The organism is Amycolatopsis cihanbeyliensis (assembly GCF_006715045.1).
GTDB lineage: Bacteria > Actinomycetota > Actinomycetes > Mycobacteriales > Pseudonocardiaceae > Amycolatopsis > Amycolatopsis cihanbeyliensis.
Genome location: NZ_VFML01000001.1, coordinates 4,295,520 through 4,315,806 on the forward strand (window position 1 = coordinate 4,295,520; position 20,287 = coordinate 4,315,806).

At 70.4% G+C, this 20,287-nt stretch carries 17 protein-coding genes; 14 read left to right on the top strand and 3 right to left on the bottom strand.

The window, feature by feature from the left end; all coding sequences use genetic code 11:
- Positions 1-159: 159 nt before the first annotated feature.
- The 4 genes from FB471_RS19510 (at position 160) to FB471_RS19525 (ending at position 4,170) form a co-directional block, all read left to right on the top strand.
- Positions 160-1,299: a DegT/DnrJ/EryC1/StrS family aminotransferase gene (locus tag FB471_RS19510; protein WP_141999870.1), complete on the top strand. Its 1,140-nt coding sequence runs from the start codon at positions 160-162 to the stop codon at positions 1,297-1,299.
- A 25-nt stretch (positions 1,300-1,324) separates the two neighbouring features.
- Positions 1,325-2,254, top strand: a complete 930-nt coding sequence (locus FB471_RS19515; protein ID WP_141999871.1) for an NAD-dependent epimerase/dehydratase family protein — start codon at positions 1,325-1,327, stop codon at positions 2,252-2,254.
- 74 nt (positions 2,255-2,328) lie between these two features.
- Positions 2,329-3,531, top strand: coding sequence for a glycosyltransferase family 4 protein (locus tag FB471_RS19520; RefSeq protein ID WP_142002169.1), 1,203 nt, complete (start codon positions 2,329-2,331; stop codon positions 3,529-3,531).
- Positions 3,532-3,534: 3 nt separating this feature from the next.
- A complete protein-coding gene (locus FB471_RS19525) occupies positions 3,535-4,170 on the top strand; it encodes an acyltransferase (protein ID WP_141999872.1) in 636 nt (211 codons plus the stop codon).
- A 37-nt stretch (positions 4,171-4,207) separates the two neighbouring features.
- On the opposite strand, the gene FB471_RS19530 is transcribed toward FB471_RS19525, so the two are convergent.
- Both FB471_RS19530 and FB471_RS19535 read right to left on the bottom strand, forming a co-directional pair.
- Positions 4,208-5,164 carry a Gfo/Idh/MocA family protein gene (locus FB471_RS19530; protein WP_141999873.1) on the bottom strand — a complete coding sequence of 319 codons (957 nt, stop codon included), beginning with the start codon at positions 5,162-5,164 and terminating at the stop codon, positions 4,208-4,210.
- 4 nt (positions 5,165-5,168) lie between these two features.
- Positions 5,169-6,275 (bottom strand): DegT/DnrJ/EryC1/StrS family aminotransferase, encoded by a 1,107-nt coding sequence (locus FB471_RS19535; protein ID WP_141999874.1) that lies wholly within the window; start codon positions 6,273-6,275, stop codon positions 5,169-5,171.
- 180 nt (positions 6,276-6,455) lie between these two features.
- Here FB471_RS19535 and FB471_RS19540 point away from each other — a divergent pair, with 180 nt between their 5' ends.
- The 8 genes from FB471_RS19540 to FB471_RS19575 all read left to right on the top strand — a co-directional run bounded on the left by FB471_RS19540 (position 6,456) and on the right by FB471_RS19575 (position 14,089).
- On the top strand, positions 6,456-7,520 hold the full coding sequence (locus FB471_RS19540) for an ATP-grasp domain-containing protein (RefSeq protein WP_141999875.1): 1,065 nt from the start codon (positions 6,456-6,458) through the stop codon (positions 7,518-7,520).
- Entirely contained in the window at positions 7,499-8,119 is a 621-nt protein-coding gene (locus FB471_RS19545) for an HAD family hydrolase (protein ID WP_141999876.1), read from the top strand. The genes FB471_RS19540 and FB471_RS19545 overlap by 22 nt, the downstream gene beginning before the upstream one ends.
- A 7-nt stretch (positions 8,120-8,126) precedes the next feature.
- Positions 8,127-8,369 (top strand): acyl carrier protein, encoded by a 243-nt coding sequence (locus tag FB471_RS19550; RefSeq protein ID WP_141999877.1) that lies wholly within the window; start codon positions 8,127-8,129, stop codon positions 8,367-8,369.
- Positions 8,370-8,575: 206 nt separating this feature from the next.
- Complete coding sequence (locus FB471_RS19555; protein WP_142002170.1) at positions 8,576-9,319, top strand: SDR family NAD(P)-dependent oxidoreductase; 744 nt, start codon at positions 8,576-8,578, stop codon at positions 9,317-9,319.
- Positions 9,316-10,716 carry an AMP-binding protein gene (locus tag FB471_RS19560; protein ID WP_141999878.1) on the top strand — a complete coding sequence of 467 codons (1,401 nt, stop codon included), beginning with the start codon at positions 9,316-9,318 and terminating at the stop codon, positions 10,714-10,716. Before FB471_RS19555 ends, FB471_RS19560 begins: the two co-directional genes overlap by 4 nt.
- The gene (locus tag FB471_RS19565; RefSeq protein WP_141999879.1) at positions 10,713-11,771 is read left to right on the top strand and encodes a LuxE/PaaK family acyltransferase; all 1,059 of its coding nucleotides are present in this window, start codon (positions 10,713-10,715) and stop codon (positions 11,769-11,771) included. The genes FB471_RS19560 and FB471_RS19565 overlap by 4 nt, the downstream gene beginning before the upstream one ends.
- A gap of 19 nt (positions 11,772-11,790) precedes the next feature.
- Positions 11,791-13,047: an acyl-CoA reductase gene (locus FB471_RS19570; protein ID WP_425457075.1), complete on the top strand. Its 1,257-nt coding sequence runs from the start codon at positions 11,791-11,793 to the stop codon at positions 13,045-13,047.
- A 16-nt stretch (positions 13,048-13,063) separates the two neighbouring features.
- Positions 13,064-14,089 (top strand): lysylphosphatidylglycerol synthase transmembrane domain-containing protein, encoded by a 1,026-nt coding sequence (locus tag FB471_RS19575; protein ID WP_141999881.1) that lies wholly within the window; start codon positions 13,064-13,066, stop codon positions 14,087-14,089.
- On the opposite strand, the gene FB471_RS19580 is transcribed toward FB471_RS19575, so the two are convergent.
- Positions 14,016-16,046 (bottom strand): DUF6541 family protein, encoded by a 2,031-nt coding sequence (locus FB471_RS19580; protein ID WP_246076485.1) that lies wholly within the window; start codon positions 16,044-16,046, stop codon positions 14,016-14,018. The genes FB471_RS19575 and FB471_RS19580 overlap by 74 nt on opposite strands.
- A gap of 381 nt (positions 16,047-16,427) precedes the next feature.
- Between FB471_RS19580 and FB471_RS19585 the strand changes: the two genes are divergently transcribed.
- A complete protein-coding gene (locus tag FB471_RS19585; RefSeq protein WP_141999882.1) occupies positions 16,428-18,482 on the top strand; it encodes a DUF6541 family protein in 2,055 nt (684 codons plus the stop codon).
- Between the two features lie 120 nt (positions 18,483-18,602).
- A complete protein-coding gene (locus FB471_RS19590) occupies positions 18,603-20,285 on the top strand; it encodes a hypothetical protein (RefSeq protein ID WP_141999883.1) in 1,683 nt (560 codons plus the stop codon).
- Positions 20,286-20,287 lie beyond the last annotated feature (2 nt).

Consider the following 20,287-nt stretch of genomic DNA (forward strand, 5'->3'; position numbering starts at 1 on the left):
ATATGGCACGGACGCGCGAGCTCCACCCCAAGGGAGCACGGGATGCCCCCGGCGCATCCGAGGCAACCAAGACCGGCGGTGAAGCGTCGGGGTACGGGGCCGCGAACCAGGCCGGTAGCTGCCATACACTACGAATCGACATCAGGCAACGGGAGGGGCATGTCCACCAGCTCCGAGACGATCGCTCTCGGCCAACCGACCGTCGGTGACGAGGAGCTCGCCGCGGTGGCGGAGGTGTTCCGTTCCGGGTGGCTCGCCGGCGCGGGCCCGACCTGCCGCATGTTCGAGGAACGTTTCGCCGCCGCGACCGGTACCGCGCACGCGTTGAGCACCAGCAACTGCGGTTCCGCGCTGTACCTGGGCCTGCGGGTGCTCGGCGTCCGGCCGGGAGACGAGGTGATCGTCGGCGACTACACCTTCCCCGCCACCGGTCACGCGGTGCTGCAGGCCGGCGCGACCCCGGTGTTCGCGGACGTGCGCCCGGACATCTGGAGCGCCGACCCGGCCGCGGTCGAGGCGCTGATCACGCCGCGCACGGTGGGCATTCTGGCGGTGGACGTGGCCGGCCAACCGGGGGACTTCGACGAGTACCGGGCGATCGCCGACAAGCACGGGCTGTGGCTGTTCGAGGACGCGGCCTGCGCGGCGGGCGCGACCTACCGGGACCGGCCGGCGGGCAGCCTCGCCGACCTCGCCGCCTTCTCCTTCCACGGGCGCAAGGGCATCACCGCGGGCGAGGGCGGTGCGCTGGTCTCCGACCGCGAGGACCTGATCGAGCACGCACGCAAGCTGCACACCTACGGTATCGAGCCCGCCTTCTCCCGCGGGACGCGCGGCGAGCTGCCGATCCCGGTCTTCCACGAGGCCGGTTACAACTTCCGGCTTTCCGACGTCCAGGCAGCCATCATGAACGTGCAGCTGGACCGGCTACCGGACCTGGTGGCCGCCCGCCGGTCGGTGGCGCGGCGCTACCACCAGGCGTTCGCCGAGCTGGACGGGGTGCGGGTCCCGGTGGAGCTACCCGACCGCGGGCACCCGTGGCAGGCCTACATCCTCACCATCGCCGAGGAGCTCGGGCGCGATCGGGTCGCGCTCGAGTTGCGCGAGCGCGGGATCCAATGCAACTTCGGCACCTATGCCTCACATCTGCAGCCGGTGTACGGCGAGCAGCGACCCCTGCCGGTGTCCGCCGACATCTTCCGCCGCCACCTCGCCATCCCGATGCACGCCAACCTGACCGAGCACGAGGTGGACCGCGTGGGCGACACCGTGCGCGCGGTCGTCACCGAGCTGTCCTGATCGAACACCACGAGAAAGCGAACGCATGTCCGACAAGAAGGTCTTCTTCACCGGAGGCGGTGGCTTCATCGCCGCGCACGTCATCCCACTCCTGCTCGAGCGGGACTACTCGGTGGTGATCTACGACAACATGACCCGCGGCAACCGGGACCGGGTGGCGGAGTTCATGGACACCGGCAAGGTCGAGCTGGTGGAGAAGGACGTGCGCTACGGCGGCGGGGTGCGCGAGGCGATTCGTGGCTGCACGCATGCCATTCACTTCGCGACCGTGTCGATCAACAAGTCGGTCGCCGACCCGCACGAGTCGATCGACATCAACATGACCGGCAACCACAACGTCTTCGCCGCGGCGGCGGAGGAGGGCGTCCAGCGCCTGGTGTTCGCCTCGTCCGCGTCGGTGTACGGCGAACCGAAGAAACTGCCGATGCACGAGGACGACCCGCTCACCCCGCTCACCCCGTACTGCATCGCCAAGCGCGCCGGCGAGGATCTGCTCGGTTTCTACCAGCGGCACCACGGGCTTTCCTGGAACGCGCTGCGGTTCTTCAACGTGTACGGCCCCGGGCAGAAGATCGAGGCGTACTACACCTCGGTGATCAACCATTTCATCCAGCGCCTGCGCGCGGGCCAGCCACCGATCATCGACGGCAGGGGCGAGCAGTCGATGGACTTCGTGCACGTCACCGACCTCGCCAAGGCCGTGGTGCTGGCGCTGGAGTCCGAACAGGCCAACCTGCCGATCAACATCGGCACCGGTATCGACACCTCCGTCGCCACCCTGGCGAAGATCCTGATCGACGCGGTCGGCGTGGACGTGGAGCCGCAGTTCAACCCTCGTGACGTGCTGGTGTCGCGGCGTGCCGCCGACATCGGCCGTGCCCGCGAGGTGCTCGGCTGGACCCCCGAGATCACCGTCGAACAGGGAATGTCCGACCTGGTCAAGGCGTCGGTTTGACTGGCTTGACCGACGTGACTGGCGTGACGGGCACGGGCAACGAACCAGCCGCGGGACCGGCAAAGGGGCGGGCGATGCGGATCGTCGTGGTGAACAACTTCTTCCCGCCACGGGTGGGCGGAAGCGCGCATATGGCCGCCTCGCTGGCCGCGGAGTACGTCGCGGCCGGCCACGAGGTGCTCGCGGTGACCGCGGCCTATGCCGACGCGCCCGCCGAGGAGCGGGTCGACGGGTACCGGGTGGTCCGGTTTCCGGCCATGAAGATGCCGCAGTTGGGACTGTCGATCGACTTCGACATGACCTTCGCCTCGGTGAGACCGGGCAACTGGCGCCGGTTGTTCCGGTTGCTGGACGAGTTCCAACCGGACGCCATCCATCTGCACGGGCAGTTCTTCGACCTGTCCTGGCTGGCCGGGTGGTACGCGCGGCGCCGCGACCTGCCGACGTTGCTGACCATCCACACGCTACTGATCAGCGACAAGAAGCTGTACGGCGCGGTGTTCCGGCTGCTGGACGCGGTCCTGGTGCGGCCGTTGCTGAGCCTGTTCCGGCCGCGTTACGTCATCCTGGACAAGCTCGGCGCCGACTACTGCGCGGAGCGCTACCGCACCGGCGAGCCGAACTCCGAGTATCTCCCGATCGCGGTGGACGTCGCCCGGTTCGACCAGCCGCTGACCATGGATGTGCGGGTCGAGCACGAGATCGGCGACGCGCCGCTGATCGTCTCGCTCGGGCACGTGATCCCGCTGCGGGACCGGCTGCCGCTGGTCGAGGCCATGCCGGCGATCCTGGACGAACATCCGGACACCAAGGTGATCGTGGTGGGCAGGGTCTACTACGACGCCTTCCTCGAACGGGCGCGGGAGCTGGGCGTGCGGGACGCGTTCATCGTGCAGGGCGCCGCGCCGCGCGAGGACGTGCCTGCCTACTACGCGGCCGCCGACATCGTCGCGCACGACCTGAACGGCGGCTGCGGCACGGCTTCACTGGAGGCGATGCTCTCCGGCACCGCGACGATCGCCTCGGTGCCCGCGGACAACTACCCCGGAATCGAGATGCGCAACGGGGAGAACATCCTGCTGGTGCCGCCGGACGACGCGACGGCCGTCGCGGAGGCCGTGATCGACCTGCTGGACGATCCGGAGCGGCGGGCGAAGCTCGCGCGGCGGCAGAGCGAGTTGGTGCGTGCGCACTTCGGGCTCGACGTGGTGGCGGCCGAGCACCTGCGCGCCTTCGAGAAGATGCTCGGTGAGCGCGGCACGCGGCCCGCGGAGTGACGGATGTTCTTCGACGACGAACGCAGCAACCGGTTGCGCCCGCAGATCCTGACCGAACTGGTCGGGCAGTACATGAACGACGCCGAGCGAGCCCGGCTCTACGGCCTGCCGGAGACCACCCGGATCCGGGAGCGGGCCAAGATCGTCAGTCCGGAGAATCTGACGATCGGCGAGCACTGCTGGATCGGCGAGGGCGCCACCCTGGACGCCAGCGGCGGGCTGGAGATCGGCGAGCACACCAGCATCGGGCTGAACACGCTGATCTTCACCCATTCCAGTTGGCTGGCCAATATGGCGTTGCAGAACCACTCCGGCAGCGATCTGATCGAACGTAAGCCGGTGACGATCGGCAGGGGCTGCTTCATCGGTGGCCTGGTGGTGATCATGGCGGGCGTGACGATCGGCGACTTCGCCACCGTGCAGCCGAACTCGGTGGTGGCCAAGGACGTTCCGGAACGCTCGCTGGTCGCGGGGAACCCGGCGCGGGTATTCCAGCGTTACGACGAGGAGTACATCGAGTCCGAGATCGCCAGGGTGCGGGCGGAGAACGAACGCCGCCGGGCCGTCGCGGCGGAACGCGGCGACGACGCGGCGGGATGGGGGTCTCCCGGCGGCCGCTTCGGCGGCACCGGGGAGTGAACCCGCTTCCTTACCCGAGTACGGCCGACGTGCCGGCTCAGCCGTGTGCCTGACCCAGCACGTCGGCGACCACCTGGTGGGAGGGCAGGATCGAGGCCCGCTCCTCGGCCGCGTCGACCTTGCCCTCCAGCAGGTCGACGAACCGGTCGAGCTGGGTGGCCAGCGGCTCGCGCACGGTCACCAGTTCCGGGATCTCGATCACCGTCTGCTGCCGGTAGCCGAGCCCGTCCGGCGTCGCGGCATCGTGTGAGACGTGCCGGTACACGGTGACGTCCCTGCGCAGCAGGTCGATCTCGATCATTCTGTCCAGTTCGGACACCATCAGTGATCGAATCTTGCGTTGACCCAGCCGGGACGCGGATACCGAGGCGAGACCGAACGGGAAGGTCAGCACCGTCTCCACGGTGTCCTCCGCGCCGGTCACCGAGGAGGGGTGGAAGTAGCCCGCGCCCGCGGTGACCCGGCTCGGCACGGTGCCGCCGAAGAACTGGACCGCGATATCCACATCGTGCACCAGCAGGTCCCAGGCGACGCCGGTCCTGATCCGCGGTGCGTACGGGCCGTGCCGCCTGGCCATCAGGTGCACCGGCTGGCTGATCATGGCGCGGGCCGTCAGCACCGCGGGGTTGTAGCGCTCCAGCAGCCCGCACATCAGCGGGACGTCCCGGTCCGCGGCCAGCGCGACGATCTCCTCGGAGGCCGCGAGGCTGTTCGCGACCGGCTTCTCCACCAGCAGGGGAGTGTCATCGTTCAGGATCGTCCGCGCGAGGTCGTAATGCGCCTCGGTTGAGGAGGCCAGCACCACGGCGTCCACATCCGACAGTGAGCCGAGCTCGGGTGTCCACTCGGTGCCGAACCGCTCGGCGCAGGCTCGGCCGTCGTCCTCCCGTGGCTCGACCACGCGAACAAGGGATACTCGTTCGTTCTGGGACAGCACGCGGGCGTGCAGTGAGCCCATCGTGCCGGTGCCGACGAGCGCGATCCGATGTGTCACCCGCCTACGCTCCCAGCAGGTCGCGCACGGTCTCGATGACCGTGTCGAGGTCGGCTTCGGACAGTGCGGGATGGACCGGAAGCGACAGTGCCTCGGCGGCGACCGCGGTGGCCACCGGCACGTTGCTCGGTGAGGCGTCCGGGATCTGCGGGTGCTCGCGGTAGCAGTCGTAGTCGAAGACGACCTTCGGGTAGTAGACCCCGTTGCCGATGCCGCGTGCGGTCAACTGCTCGGCCAGTTCGTCGCGGGACAGCATGGCGTGCGGGCCGACCAGGACGGTGTACTGGTGCCAGACGTGCTCCCTGCCGGGCAGCACGGCAGGCAACCGCAGGCCGGGGGTGCCGGCGAGCCCCGCGGAAAGGCGTTGCGCGTTGTGCCTGCGGGCCGTGGTCAGCGCCTCGAGCTTCTCCAGCTGCGGGATGCCCACGGCGGCGTGCAGGTCAGTCATCCGGTAGTTGTTCCCCGCCATCTCGTACTGGTAGCGGGTCCGCATGCCCTGGTTGCGCAGGACTCGCAGCCGGTCGGCCAGCTCGTCATCATCGCAGGTGATCACGCCGCCCTCGGCCGTGGTTACGTTCTTGGTGGCGTACAACGAGAAGCAGCCGAGGCCGTAGCTGCCGGCCTGCCGCCCCTCGAAGGTGGCGCCGACGGCCTGGGCCGCGTCCTCCACCACGTGCAGGCCGTGCTCGGCCGCGAGCGGGGCGAGCTTGCCCATATCGGCGGGCTGGCCGTACAGGTGCACCGGCATGAGTACTTTGGTCCGCGGACCTGTCGCGGCGACGACCTTGTCCGGGTCGATCGCGAAGTCGTCGGCGGAGATATCGGCGAACCGGACCGTCGCGCCGGCCTGCAGGATCGCGTTCAGCGTGGCCACGAACGTGAACGGCGAGGTGATCACCTCATCACCCGGCCGCAGGTCCAGTACCCGCAGCGCGCCGATCAGCGCCGTGGTGCCGTTGTTCACGGCGACCGCGTGCCGGGTGCCCGCCACCTCCGCGAACGCCGTTTCGAGGCGCCGAACCATGGGCCCCTGCGCGATGGCGCCGGACCGCAGGACCTCGGCGACCAGCGGTTCGGCATCCCGAACGTCGACCACGGTAATGGGAATCATGCGGCAGTCTCTCACCTCGGCGGACGGTTCTGGCGGGTCAGGTACAGTCGTGCACCGGTACGGCTTTCTGCCCAGGCCGGTATGCACGCCGATGCCGACGCGGGCGCCCACGATACCGGTCGGCCACATCGTCGCTGCGCAGCCGGTGGTACCGGCCCGCGCAGGTACAAGGTTAGGGAAATGGCACGCATTCTCATCACCGGCGCCGGGGGTTCGGCCGCCTTCAATTTCCGGGACGCGTTGTCGCTGGCGGCGACCGACTATGTGGTGGTCGGCACGGACGTCAAGCGTTATCACCTCGAGCTCATGGAGCTGTCGGCCAAGTACCTCGTGCCGCCGGTGTCCGATTCCGGTTATGTGGACGCGATCAATCGGGTCATCGAGGACGAACGGGTCGATTTCGTACACCCGCAGCCGGATGTCGAGGTCGGGTTTCTGGCCGAGCACCGGGACAAGATCCAGGCACCCGTCTTCCTCCCGGACGCCGCCGCGGTGGCCCTGTGCCACGACAAGATGGCGTTCAACGCGCACCTGAGTGCCGCGGGGGTGCCGGTCCCGGCGGCTGTCAAGATCGACAGCCAGGACGACCTGCACACCGCGCTGGCCGAGCTGCTCGAACGTAACCCGCGGGTGTGGCTGCGCGCGATCCGCGGCGCGGGCTCGCGGGCCAGCCTCCCGGTGAACTCCTTCTACCAGGGCGATGCCTGGATCGACTACTGGCGCTCCTTCCGTGGCCTCGACTACGGCGACTTCATGGCCAGCGAGTACCTGCCGGGGGCCGAGTTCGCCTGGCAGAGCCTGTGGCACCGCGGCAGGCTGGTCACCTCGCAGGCCAGGGAACGGATCGAGTACATCTTCGGCAACCTGACCCCGAGCGGGCAGAGTTCCTCGCCCTCCGTGGCCAGGACGGTCAACCGCGCGGACGTGAACCACGCGGGCGAGGCCGCGGTGCGCGCGGTCTCCGCCGAGCCACACGGGGTGTACTGCGTGGACATGAAGTGCACCGCGGCGGACGCACCGATGGTGACCGAGATCAACGTCGGCAGGTTCTTCACCACCAGCAACTTCTTCGCGCATGCCGGGCTCAACATGCCGGACATGTACGTCCAGCTCGGCCTCGGCAACGCCCTTGCCGAGACACCGCCGCGGTACGACCCGCTGCCGGCGGACCTCTACTGGGTCCGGATGATCGACATGGGGTACCGGCTGATCAGGGAGGGCGAATGGTCCTCGACGGTCCGGTGACCGCGGTCGCCTTCGACTTCGACGGCACGCTGTTCACCCTCCCGGTCGACTGGGCCGGGCTACGCGCCGAGCTCGGACTCGGTGCCGGGGACCGGATCGGCGAGGTGCTCCAGCGGTTCCTCGACGAGGGCGACAGCCGCGGGCTCGAGGTGGTGACCGCCTACGAGCGGGCCGCCGTGCGTGCGGGCGGGTTCCTCCCCGGGGCGACCGAATGCCTTGCCGCGCTGCGCGACCGGTACGAGCTCGCGGTGCTGACCCGCAACAGCCGGTACGCCGTGCTGGATGCCTTCGGCGACCTGGCCGCCGGCCTGACCGTGGTCGGCAGGGAGGACGTGCGGAGGCTGAAGCCCGACCCGGAGGGGCTGCGCATCGTGCTGGCGCGGCTGCGCGCCGAGCCGGCAGGGGCGGTGCTGGTGGGCGACACCTACCACGACGTACAGGCGGCCAGGGCCGCCGGCGTGCGCAGCGTGGTCGTGCGCAACCCCGCGCTGCGCTACGCCCCGGAGGGCGCCGGGGCGTATGTCGAGAGGCTGACCGCGGACCTGCTCCGTCCCGCCGGGCGCTTACCATCGAAAGGCCCAGCAGACACAGCGGATTGAGGGAACCATGGCGATCTCCGACCAGCTTCGCGATGTCTTCGTCGAGGCACTGGACCTCGGCGAGGATGTCGATGTGCAGAACCTGAAGTACCGCGATATCGAGGCGTGGGACTCGGTCGGGCACATGGCGCTGGTCGCCGCTATCGAGGACGAGTTCGACGTGCAGTTCGAAACCGACCAGGTGATCGACATGAGCAGCTTCAAGGTCGCCGTGGACATGGTCACCGAGTTGCGGGCGGCCCATGACTGAGAGCCGGTTCGTGAACTGGGGTTTGCCGCCGGAGGCGAGCGGAAGAACGCGCCCGCCCGTCGCCCACCGCCACCCCAACGGAGGCGCTGACGCGCCGCTGTGCCCAGCGGCGAACAGCCCACGAGCGGTGAGGCCGGGCGTATGACCGGCGAAAGGTGCCGATTGTGACAGGGTCCGAGCCCGGCGGAGCCGATCATGTCGCGCGTATGGGAACGGGCGCTGACTTGTCCGGACGTGTCGCGCTGGTCACCGGCGGAACCCGGGGTATCGGGTTGGCCACGGTACGCGCACTCGCGGAGGCAGGCGCCACGGTCGTGCTCACCGGTCGGGAGGAGGCGGCCGCGCGGGAGGCCGCGGCCGCGGTGCCCGGCACGGTCAGCGGCGTGGCCCTGGACGTCACCGACCCCAAGGCGGTGTCCACGGTGGTCCGTGGGGTGGCCAAGGAGCACGGCAGGCTGGACGTCCTCGTCGCCAACGCCGGCATCATGGAGGGCGGCATGCTCGGCATGATCAGGGAGGACGACCTCGATCGGACCCTGGCCACGAACGTCAGTGGCACCATCCACACCGTGCAGGCGGCCGCGCGGGCGATGATGCGCAAGAAGACCGGTTCGATCATCGTGCTGGCCTCGGTGGTCGGCCTGCAAGGCAGCGCGGGGCAGTCGGTGTACGCGGCGTCCAAGGCGGCCGTGGCCAATCTCGCCCGTTCCGCGGCCAAGGAACTGGGCCGCTCCGGTATCCGGGTGAACGCGGTGGCGCCCGGTGTGATCGACACCGCGCTCACCGCGGGACTCGGCGAGCAGGTGCGCGCGGCCAACGCCGACCGCACCCCGCTCGGCAGGCTCGGCAGGCCCGAGGAGGTGGCCGGCGCGATCACCTTCCTCGCCGGGGACCAGGCTTCCTTCATCACCGGCCAGGTGCTCGGCGTCGACGGGGGTCTGGTGCCGTGACGCCGCTCGTGGGCGAAGGGGCCCGACTGGTCGACGCGGTCGGTGGGCGGACGCTGGCAGGCAGGGAACTGCGGGCCGCGGTGGAGGCCGCGGCGGGGGAACTGGCCGGGCTGCCCACGGGGGCGCTGTTCGCCAGGACCTCGGTGGACCTGCCCAGCGTGCTGCGGTACCTCGGCGCGTTGGCCGCGGGCAGGGCGGTCGCGCTGATCGACCCGGCCCTGGATCCCGCGGCGCTGCCCGGCCTGATCGAGCGGTTCCGGCCGGGTGCCGTGCTGGCCGCCCCGGACGCCGCGCCGCCTGCCGGCTACCGCGCGCGGGACGGGCACTGGGTCCGGGAGTCCGGCGAGGGGGTCGCCCCACATCCCGAGCTCGCGGTGCTGCTGCCCACCAGCGGTTCCACCGGCAATCCGAAGCTGGTCCGGCTGTCCGGGCAGGCGGTGCTGCACAACGCCGAGGCGATCGCGCGGGTGCTGGACATCGGCGCCGGCGAGGTCGCCCCGACCAGCCTGCCGTTGCACTACAGCTACGGACTGTCGGTGCTCAACTCGCATCTGCTGCGCGGCGCGACCGTGGTGATCGAGCCTTCCGGGGTGCTCGGCCGGGGCTTCTGGGACGCGGTCACCGAGCACGGGGCGACCTCGCTGGCCGGTGTCCCCTACCACTACGAGATGCTGCGCAGGCTGAAGTTCGACCCGGCGCGGTACCCGAGCCTGCGCACGCTCACGCAGGCAGGCGGCAAGCTGCGCACCGAGCTGGTCAGCGAGTTCGACGAGAAGATGCGCGGTGTGGGTGGGCGGATGTTCGTGATGTACGGGCAGACCGAGGCCGCGCCGCGGATGGCCACCCTGCCGGCCGAGCGGCTGACCGAGAAGCTGGGTTCGGCGGGGGCCGCCCTGCCCGACGGCGCGTTCACCATCCGCAGGGACGACGGCAAGGAGACCACCTACCCCAAGATCGTCGGCGAGGTCGTCTACCGGGGGCCCAACGTGATGATGGGCTACGCGGAGCGCGCGTCCGAGCTGGCCCGTGGCGACGAGGCCGGCGGCGTGCTGGCCACCGGTGACCTCGGTTACCTCGACGAGGACGGCTACCTGTTCATCACCGGCAGGCTCAAGCGGATCGGCAAGGTGTTCGGTAACCGGGTCAGCCTGGACGACCTCGAGCAGGCCGTGCGGGCCGCGGGGGTGGGCATCGAGGTGGTGGCCGCGGTGTCCGCGGGGGACAAGGTGGTGCTGTTCGCCGAGGGCGCGGCCACGGACACCTGCAAGGCCGCCGCCAGGGCGCTGTCCGAGCAGCTGCACCTGCACACCAGCGGGTTCGACGTGCGGCCGATCGACACGGTGCCCCTGCTGGCCAGCGGCAAGGTCGACTACCGAGCACTGGAGACCCGGGTATGACGGTGCCGTTCAGTATGGGGACGGGCGAGCGGGAGGAACGGCTGCTGCCGCGGCTGGCCGAGCTGACCGCGCACCACCGGGAGCATTCCGCGGGGTACGACCGGATCCTCTCCGCGCTGGGCGTCCCGCGGGACGCCCAGTTCGCGCGGATCGCCGACCTGCCCTGGCTGCCGGTGCGTATGTTCAAGACCCACGAGCTGCGCAGCATCCCCGAGGACGAGGTGTTCAAGGTGCTGACCTCCTCGGGCACGACCGGGTCCGGGGCCTCGCGGATCTACCTGGACAAGGCCGCGGCCGCCGAACAGACCCGGCAGCTGGGCGCCACCCTGCAGACCGTGCTCGGTCCCGGCAGGCTGCCGATGCTGATGGTGGACACGATCGGGATCATCAAGAACCGCCGCTCGTTCTCCGCCCGCGGCGCCGGGGTGCTCGGCATGGCCAACTTCGGCCGCAAGCACGTCTACGTGCTGGACGAGCAGGACCGCCCCGACGTCGAGGCGGTCAAGCGCTTCCTCGCCGAGCACGGGGACCAGCCGTTCCTGATCTTCGGCTTCACCTTCATGGTGTGGCAGTACCTCTACGAGGTCGCCCGCGAGCACCGCCTCGATCTCTCCAACGGCATCCTGATCCACTCCGGCGGCTGGAAGAAGCTCGCCGACCGCGCGGTGGACAACACCGAGTTCCGCCGCCGGTTCGCCGCGGACACCGGGCTGCGCCAGATCTACAACTACTACGGGATGATCGAGCAGATCGGCACCGTGTTCCTGGAGGGACCGTCGGGTGGCTCGCTGTACTGCCCGGATTTCGCCGACGTGGTGATCCGTGATCCGGTGACCTGGGCGGAGCAACCCGTTGGCAAGCCGGGCGTCATAGAGGTGGTGAGCACGTTGCCCCGCTCCTACCCCGGCCACGTGCTCCTGACCGAGGACCTCGGCGTCTACAACGGAATCGACGACGGGGACTGGCCCGGTAAGCACTTCTCCGTGCTCGGCCGGCTGCCCAAGGCCGAGGCACGCGGCTGCTCGGACACGTTCCCCGCCGGCGCCGTGGCATGAAAGGGCAGGTCGACCGCTGATGGAGCTGACCCAACGATTCCCGGCCGGGGCGCCGGTCGCGGCCGGCGCGCTGCTGGCGGACCTGCGTGCCGAGCCGCGGGGCGGCAGGCTCGGCGTCGGCGACGAGCGGATCGTCGAGTTCCTGACCAGGTTTGCCCGCACCCTGCTCGCACCGGCCACCGCCCGCCGGTACCCCGAGCTGGCCTCGCTGGGGTTCTTCCTGCGGAAGGGTGAGATCGCCAGGGCGCTTTCCGGGCTGCGCGACACCGAGAACGCGCTGCGCTTCCCGCGCGGCCTCGTCTTCCACGTGCCACCGGCCAATGTGGACACCATCTTCGTCTACTCCTGGGCGCTGTCCGCGCTGGCCGGTAACCACAACGTGGTCCGGGTGTCCGGCCGCTCGGCAGGCGCCGCCGAGGCCGTGCTGGACGCGCTGGACACCGCGTTGGGCGAGGTGAGCGAGGACTGCGCGGCCGTCGTGCGACAGACCCAGCGGATGGTCACCTACGACCGCAGCGACGAGGTCAGCTCGACCCTTTCCGCCGCCTGTGACCTGCGGGTCGTCTGGGGCGGGGACGCCTCCGTGCGGGCGCTGCGGCAGTACCCGCTCGCCCCGCATGCCCGCGACCTCACCTTCCCGGACCGCTCCTCCTTCGCCGTGCTCTCGGTACCCGGCTGGCAACGGGCGAGCCGGGACGAACGTGAGCGCGCCGTGCGGGGTTTCTACAACGACGCCTACTGGTTCGACCAGGCCGCCTGCTCCTCGCCGCGGGCGGTGTTCTGGGTCGGCGAGCCGGACGCGGCAGCCGAGGCGGCCGCGCGGTTCCGCGAGCTGCTCGCCGGGGTGCTCGCCGAGCGGGAACACGTCACCGAGCCCGCGATGGCGGTGCAGAAGCGGGTCGCCGCGTACGGGGCGGCGGTGGATGGCACGATTGACCGGATGTCCTTTACCGGCGCGGGTGCGGATGTCAACGGCATCGCCACCCTGGAGCTGGCCGAGCCCGCCGCGCTGCCGCGGCAGTGGCTCGGGGCCGGGACGTTCGCCCAGGGCAACGTCCGTACGCTGGCGGAGCTGGCGCCGATCGTGGTGCGCAAGGACCAGACCGTCAGCCAGTTCGGGTTCGACAGGGTCGAGCTGACCGAGTTCGCCCGGCAGGTGGCCGGGCGGGGTGTGGACCGGATTGTTCCGTTCGGGTCGGCGTTGACCTTCTCCGCGATCTGGGACGGCTACGACCTGCTGACCGAGTTCAGCCGCCTGGTGACCGTTGCGACCTGAGGAGACACCTGCCGAGATGACAGCCGTCGATCGCGAGGCGGCCGTCGTCCCGGCCGCGTCCCAGCAGCCGGCAGATCAGCCGGACGAGCAGCCGGAACAGCGAAAGCCGCTGAAGGCGAGGCTGCTCGACGTCGTCCGCTGGGTCGCCATCGCCGTGGTGGTCTTCTTCGCGGCCAGGCAGCTGGTCACGAACTGGGCCGAGTTCTGGGCGACGATCCGGGGAATCCCGTGGCAGTCCTCCGTGCTCAGCCTGCTGGTGCTGGTCCTGAGCATCGGGGTGGGCGTGTACGCCTGGCAGGTGATCGTGAACGACCTGGGTACCCGGGTCGGCTACCCGCGCGGGGCGCAGATCAACCTGGTGGGTTCGCTCGGCAAGTACGTCCCCGGCTCGGTGTGGGCGTACCTGCTGCAGATGGAGCTGGGCAAGAAGGCGGGTCTGGCCAGGGCGCGGATCTTCACCAGCTCCCTCATCCACTTCGGCGTCGGCGTGGTCGCCGCGCTGGTGCTGTCCCTGTTCGCGATGCCCGCGGTGTTCGCGAACAGCCCGCGGGCCTGGTGGCTGCTGGTGCTGATCCCGCTCGGGCTGGTCGCACTACACCCCCGCGTGCTGACCTGGGGCACCTCCCTGGTGCTGCGGATACTGCGCAGGCCGGCGCTGGACCACCGGTTCAGCTACGCCACCGTGGGCAGGGTGTTCGGCGCGCTGCTCGGGGTGTACGCCCTGCAGGGGTTGCACCTGTGGTTGCTGGCCAACTCGGTGGGCGCCCCCGGCTTCGCCGGCTACGTGCTGTGCGTCGGCGCCATGGCCATCGCGATGACCTCGGGCAACTTCGCGTTCATCATGCCGAGCGGCGCCGGGGTGCGCGAGGTGGTGATGGTGGCCGTGCTCACCGCCACCGCGATCTCCGGGCCGCAGGCGCTCGCCTTCGCGCTGGCCTCCAGGGTCATGTTCACCGTCGCCGACCTGATCACCGCGGGCTCGGCGGCGCTGACCGCACGACTGAGCGGTATGCGTTCCGCTCGGGTAGGGGCAGGCCGGTAGCCGGGGCCAGCCGGTAGATCGACGCGCTGGGGTTGCGGTAGACCAGCTCGAGAAACGGGGCGTCGTCCAGTCCGGTCAGGCCGGGTTGCCGGGTGAACTCGGTGAAGTTGCCGCCGCCGCCCAGGATCACCCAGCGCACGCCCAGCCGCCGCACCGCGGCGCGCACCTCCGGATTGGTCGGGTACTCGTTGAAGTGCGCGCCGAGCAACTCCGCCTCGGCCGGCTGCCGGGTGCCGTCGAAATGCCCCGCGACGGTCCGTACCCCGCTGAGCGCGTAGGTCCAGACCGAGCCGTCGGCCCGGTCGTTCATCGCCCAGTCACCCGGCGCCGCCAGCTCGCCGAGCCGGCGCATCGCCGCCGCCTCGGCCGGACTGGTCTTCATGTTGTCGTCCACGGGGTCGTAGTAGCCGGAGGTGATCGCCCTGGCGTTGCTGCCGGTGTAGAGCCCGCCGGTGACCGTGCCGAACCCGAGCAACAGCACGGCACCGAATCCGGCCGCCTGCCATGTCCCGCCCGGCACCGGTAGCCCGCGTAGCCGGCGGGCCACCGTGGCCTGCACCTCGGCGAGCCCGTGCGCGGCGATCAGCAGCAGCGGCAGGATCGCCATGGCCACGAACCGGTACGGATCGTCCCACCACGGCCTTGCGATGGTCATCACCAGCGGATGGTCCGATGTGGACACGGCGACATACAGCACGCCGCTCAGCAACGCGGTGCCGGCGATCCAGCGCAGCCCGTTCAACCGGGGGAGGAACAGCAGGCCCAGCAGTAGCGCGAGGGCGAGCCAGACCTGCGGGGCCGCCGACTGGTGCTGGAAGGTCAGCAGGGTGCCGACGGCCTGGTTGACCGGCCGGGTGCTCCCCCAGCCGTAGTACGGGATGTCGCTGGTCGCCAGGCCGATGGCGCCGAGTAGCTGCTGGGATACCACCAGCACCACGGCCAAGCCCGCGGCCACCAGCGCGAGCAGGTCGGCGCGCACGGTCCGCCCGCGGTGCCCCCGCGCGGCCACCCAGCGTTGCCCGATCAGTGGCGCCGCGAACAGGACGGCGCCGAACAGGGCGGAGGAATGCACGGTGAACAGCCCGGCCACGGCCGCCACGAACACGAAACCCGTATCGGGCGCAGGCCGCAGCAGGTAGCGGTGCAGCGCCACCGCGGCCAGTGGGGTGAGCACCCAGCCGAGCAGGAAGGGCAGCAGCGGCCCACGGTTCATCGACTCGTAGAAGCCTGCCAACGGGGCCACGGCGACCAGCGCGGCGGCCCCCGCCAGCACGGCCCTGCCGCGGAAAGTGTGCACCAGTGCGACCAGCGACAGCGCCAGCAAACCCGGTAGCAGCATGGTGTTCACGTTCAGGATCACCGGCACGGAGGCGCCGCTCAGCTGGTAGCCGAGCGCGGCGAGCAGGTGGTAGGCGTTCGGGTAGAACAGCGCGTTGCCCTCGCCGTACCAGTTCGTGCTGCTGGTGCCGGTGAGGCTGCCGTCCCCGGTGTCGGCGAGGTAGCGCACCGCGTTGCCGTGGTAGACCGCGTCCCAACCCTGCGGGATGGCGTTCACCCTGACGATGCCCTCCAGCACCGTGTACCCGCCGACCAGCGCCGCTACCAGCAGGCAGGCCAGCACCGCCAGGTGTGCGAACCGGCTCCATCGGACGGGATCCAGCCCCTGGCGACGTCCATTATGGAGCTTTCGGACGGTGAGTGACCGGAGTCCCGCGCCGACGGCGGCGAAGGCGGCGACCGCGACGATGAAGCCGGTGAGGCCGAACGGTAGTCCCAGCGCGGCCAGCCAGGGCCCGGAAAGCCCGGCCACGGCATAGCTGAGCAGTGGAGCCGTCCCGGCGGCCCGCCAGCCCCGCATCCCGGAGGCGAGCGCGACCAGCAGTCCGGGAACGACGATGACCGCGATCGTCACCGCCACGGTGAACAGGATCGGCCACGGGGAAACGGTATTCGGCACGGGTGGACCTCACGGGATGCGGGATTGCGCCGGAGTGGTGGCCGACGAATGTACTCCGTCACCCGGTCGAGTGAGAGATATCGGGGTCGCGCTACCGTGCCTCACCAGCGGGAACGGAATTCGGCCTCCTGACGGAAAAGCGGCCGCTCGGGGTTACCTGGAATTCGTGGCGCCCAGGAGGGTTGTTCAGAACGATCCAGCGACCGCGGGCCGCCAGGTCCATGGTCACCGCGGCGCGCAGCGCCACCGATGGGGTGGCGGTGGGCGACGGGCGGGATGTCGTTGCAGTTCACTGCATCGGTCACGATGCTACGGACCTGAATAACCCGACATTGAATAAGACACCAGCACCATTTCCACCCTCGCCATCGGAGCCGGACAGTGTGGAGCCAGGTTCTCTCCCTCCTTGCCGGACTGCTCGTGCTGACGCTGCCCGGTCTCGTGTTGCAACTCCTCGCCGGTGTACGCGACCTGTTGTGGCTGGCCGCGCTGACCGTGCCGGTGAGCATCGGCCTGTTCACGGTCTCCGGTGTGCTCTCCGGGATCCCGGGGCTGGCCCTCTCGCCCCTGCTGACCGTGGGGTGTCTGGTCCTGCTGGCGGTGCCGCTGGCCCTGCTGGCCCGCAAGCTGCCCGGTGCCCGGACCCGCGCCCGGCGGCGGGGCGGGGACTTTCCGCCCGCGGTGTCGCCGCGCCTGGTCACCCTCGCCAGGCTCGGCGGTGCCGTGCTCTGCCTCGGCGCGGCACTGCTGGCCCTGCGACCGTGGTGGTCCGGGCTCGGGGACTGGTCGACCTACCCGCAGGAACACGACACGATCACGCACACCTGGCTGACCGCGTACATCGCCCGCACCGGAACCGGTGCGCCATGGGAACTGCTTCCGCTGGACCTGCTCACCGGGGGACCGGTGTCCTTCTACCCCTCGGGGCTGCCGCTCACCGCCGCGCTGACCGGGGAGCTCACGGCCGGGCCGATCGTCGGGTTCAACCTGGTCACGGCGCTGGCCGTCGGGCCTGCGTTCGTGCTGGGCTGTGCGGCGCTGGCGGCCGCGATCCTACGCGGGCTGGGTTCCGGGCCCGCCTGGACGAGCCTGGCGGGCGGGATCGCCGCGCTGGTCGCGGCCGGCCTGTACCGGCCGGGGGTGCAGCTACTGCACGACGGTGGCATCGCCCCGAACGCGGTCGCGATGAGCCTCGCCCCCGGCATCATCGCCGCCGCGTTGACCCTCGGCGGGCGGCAGTGGTCGCGCGCGGTGCTGCTGGGTCTCGGAGTCGCCGGCGCGTTCGCGGTCCATCCCAGCGTGGCCGCCACCGTGGGGCTGAGCCTGCTGGTCTGCTGGGCGGTCGCCGCGCTCACCCGGCCCGGCCGCCGGGAACTGCGGGACCGGTGGCCGGTGCTGCTCACCGCGGGCACGGTCGCCGGTGTCGCCGCCCTCGGTTCCCTCCTCGGCGCGCTCGGCGAGGCCACGCGCACCGGGGGGTGGCCGCCGGACACCCGCCCGGCACCGCTCGGCGAGGCCGTGGGCACCAACCTGATGTTCAGCTACGGCGGCTACCTCGATCCCGACCAGACCTACGCCCAGCTTTCCGCGGCCCTGCTGGTGCTGGCCGGCGTGGCCGCGGTGTTGCTCACCCGGCGGGGCTGGACCGCGCTGGCCCTGTGGGGGTTCTGGCTGCTGGCCGGCATCGAGTTCAGGACCAGCCCCGCCGACGGTATCGCGGCTACCATCGTCGGTTCCTTCTTCTACAAGTCCTATGTGCGGATCCAGTCGCATATCGCGCTGTTCGCCCCGGCACTGGCCGCGTTCGGGCTACTGGTGACGGCGCTCGCCCTGGCGCGGCTGGTGGTCCGAGCGCGCCGCTCGCTCCCGCTGGTTCCGGTGACCGCGGTCGTGCTGGTGCCGCTGCTGGCCGGGTACGTGTTCCTGGCGTCCATTCCGTACGCGCAGCGCAACGCCGAGGCGATCGCGTCCCGGTACGCCGATCCGGAGTTCGTGCGGGTGGACGCGGACGACCGCGCGGCCGTCGACTGGCTCGGCACGCGGTCGCGGCCCGGCGAGCGAATGATGAACAGCGCGAACGACGGTTCCACCTATGCCTACGTCGACGAGGGCCTTCCGGTGGTGAACGTGGTCACCCTCGGCGACGCCCAGTTGCCGTACACCTACCACCTGCTGGCGGACTTCCGGGAGTACCCGGATGATCCCGCGATCCGCGCGGAGATCCTCCGGCTGAACATCGGCTATGTATACGTGGACAGCGAGGCACCGCTGATCGGGGCCGGTCCGGGCGCCCCGGAGAACTGGGTCGGCGAGCCCACCTTCCGGCTGGCGCCCGGGCTGCGGAACCTGGACGGGCTGCCCGGCCTGCGGGTGGCGTTCCGCTCCGGCTCGGTGACCGTCTACCGGCTCGATCGAAAGGTGCTCGCCGGGATGTGAACCCGGTGGGCAGGACCTGATGGGCAGGACCTGATGGGCAGGGCCTGAATAGCCCCGCCATCCAAACGGACACTAGGTTGACCGGGTACGGTCGGGCGGTTCGCGAGGGGTGAGAGGCATTTGATCGTCGTCGCTGTCGCAGCGTGGCTCGTCCTGGCCGTATTCGTGCTGCTCACCTGGTCACGGATCAATACCCACAAGGGATGGCGGGTCGGCGTGTTGTTGCTGGCCTGCGCTTTCTCCCTCGCGCACCAACTGATGTTCAGCACCGTTGCCGAGGACGCCTACATCAGTTTCCGATATGCCTTGAACATTGCCGAGGGCAACGGGCCGGTATTCAACCCGGGCGAGCGGGTCGAGGGTTACTCGAACTTTCTCTGGGTGATCACTCTCGGCCTGCTGAAGGCGGTGTTCGGGCTGGATATCGTCGGCTCGGCCGTCGTGCTCGGCGTGCTGTGCACGCTGGGCTGCGTGGTGCTGGCCTACCTCCTGGTCAACCGCGTGGTGCGGCTGGTGCGGCCGGAGAGCCCGGACCAGCCCGCCTTCGGCATCGCCGCCGCGGTGCTGACCGCGGCGGCCAGCGGGCTGGCCGCCTACGGTCCCTCCGGCCTCGAGACGCCGCTGTTCCTGCTGCTGACCCTTGGCCTGTGCCTCGCGGTGACCGCCGAACGGTTCGTCATCGCCGGGGTGCTGGTGGCACTGGCCACGATGACCAGGCCGGACGGTGTCGTGGTCGGCGCGATCGTCGGGCTGTGGCTGCTGCTGGCCGCCGCGCGTAACCGGGCGAGCTGGTGGGCCCCTGCCGGCTACGTGCTCGGCGCGCTCGTGCTCGCGGTGCCGTGGACCGCCTGGCGGGTGACCTACTACGGGTACCTGATCCCGAACGCGCTGGCGGCGAAGATGGGTGCGCCGCTCGACTGGCAGCTCAGCCGGGGCTGGGACTACCTTTCCGGCTTCACCCTCGCGCACGAGGGCTTCCTGCTGCTGGCCGCGGCCATGATCGTGGCGCTGTTGCTGGCCAGGACCTCCACGGCGGTGCCGGGCAACGCGCGGGCGCGCTCGCTGGTCTGGCTGGTGTTCGCGATCGCCTTCGGCTACCTGGCCTTCATCACCTACGCGGGCGGCGACTGGATGCCGGCCTGGCGCCTGCTGGCGCCGGTCCCGCCGCTGCTGGCGGTGGCCTCCGCGGCCGCGTACGGGGTGATCCGGAAGTCCGCGGACACCCCCTCCCCGCGGCCGCGCGGGCGGCTGGCCTACCTGGTTCCGATGCTGGTGCTGACGGCATCCGGGCTGTCCCTGATCGTCTCGACCGTGCACCCGTTGATGCTCAGCCGGATGCATGCCTGGCGGGACAAGATCGCCGAGATGTCCGAGATCGGTTCCTGGTTCGCCGACCGGCTGCCCGCGGGCACCGTGATCAGCACCTTCGCCAACGGGGTGCTCTCCTACCGGGCGGGCCCGCAGCTGATCATGGTGGACGTGCTCGGCCTCACCGACGAGCACATCGCCCGGCACGGCAGCCGTATTGATCTCTCCGGAGCGCCCGGCTACGTCAACATCGACTACGACTACGTGGTCAACGTGCGCAGGCCCGCGCTGGCCGTGGTCACCGGCAGCGGCTACGCCGACCGCCAGCGGTGCGGTGCCGACCCGGTCTACGCAGGCCGCTACCAGGTGGCGACCTTCCGCCGTGCCGGCACGGACAAGTGGGTTGCGGTGTACCCGCTGGCCTCCCAGTCCGCCGGGCTGATCGAAACCCTGGACGCGGACCCCCGGTTCGAACACGTGCCCTGTGCGACCTGAGG

What these genes read in the sequence shown, in the direction of transcription:
- FB471_RS19535 (WP_141999874.1), bottom strand. Translation starts at nt 6,275, where the DNA reads ATGATTCCCATTACCGTGGTCGACGTTCGGGATGCCGAACCGCTGGTC.
- FB471_RS19545 (WP_141999876.1), top strand. Translation starts at nt 7,499, where the DNA reads ATGGTCCTCGACGGTCCGGTGACCGCGGTCGCCTTCGACTTCGACGGC.
- FB471_RS19540 (WP_141999875.1), top strand. Translation starts at nt 6,456, where the DNA reads ATGGCACGCATTCTCATCACCGGCGCCGGGGGTTCGGCCGCCTTCAAT.
- FB471_RS19570 (WP_425457075.1), top strand. Translation starts at nt 11,791, where the DNA reads ATGGAGCTGACCCAACGATTCCCGGCCGGGGCGCCGGTCGCGGCCGGC.
- FB471_RS19555 (WP_142002170.1), top strand. Translation starts at nt 8,576, where the DNA reads ATGGGAACGGGCGCTGACTTGTCCGGACGTGTCGCGCTGGTCACCGGC.
- FB471_RS19525 (WP_141999872.1), top strand. Translation starts at nt 3,535, where the DNA reads ATGTTCTTCGACGACGAACGCAGCAACCGGTTGCGCCCGCAGATCCTG.
- FB471_RS19510 (WP_141999870.1), top strand. Translation starts at nt 160, where the DNA reads ATGTCCACCAGCTCCGAGACGATCGCTCTCGGCCAACCGACCGTCGGT.
- FB471_RS19520 (WP_142002169.1), top strand. Translation starts at nt 2,329, where the DNA reads ATGCGGATCGTCGTGGTGAACAACTTCTTCCCGCCACGGGTGGGCGGA.
- FB471_RS19575 (WP_141999881.1), top strand. Translation starts at nt 13,064, where the DNA reads ATGACAGCCGTCGATCGCGAGGCGGCCGTCGTCCCGGCCGCGTCCCAG.
- FB471_RS19565 (WP_141999879.1), top strand. Translation starts at nt 10,713, where the DNA reads ATGACGGTGCCGTTCAGTATGGGGACGGGCGAGCGGGAGGAACGGCTG.
- FB471_RS19515 (WP_141999871.1), top strand. Translation starts at nt 1,325, where the DNA reads ATGTCCGACAAGAAGGTCTTCTTCACCGGAGGCGGTGGCTTCATCGCC.
- FB471_RS19550 (WP_141999877.1), top strand. Translation starts at nt 8,127, where the DNA reads ATGGCGATCTCCGACCAGCTTCGCGATGTCTTCGTCGAGGCACTGGAC.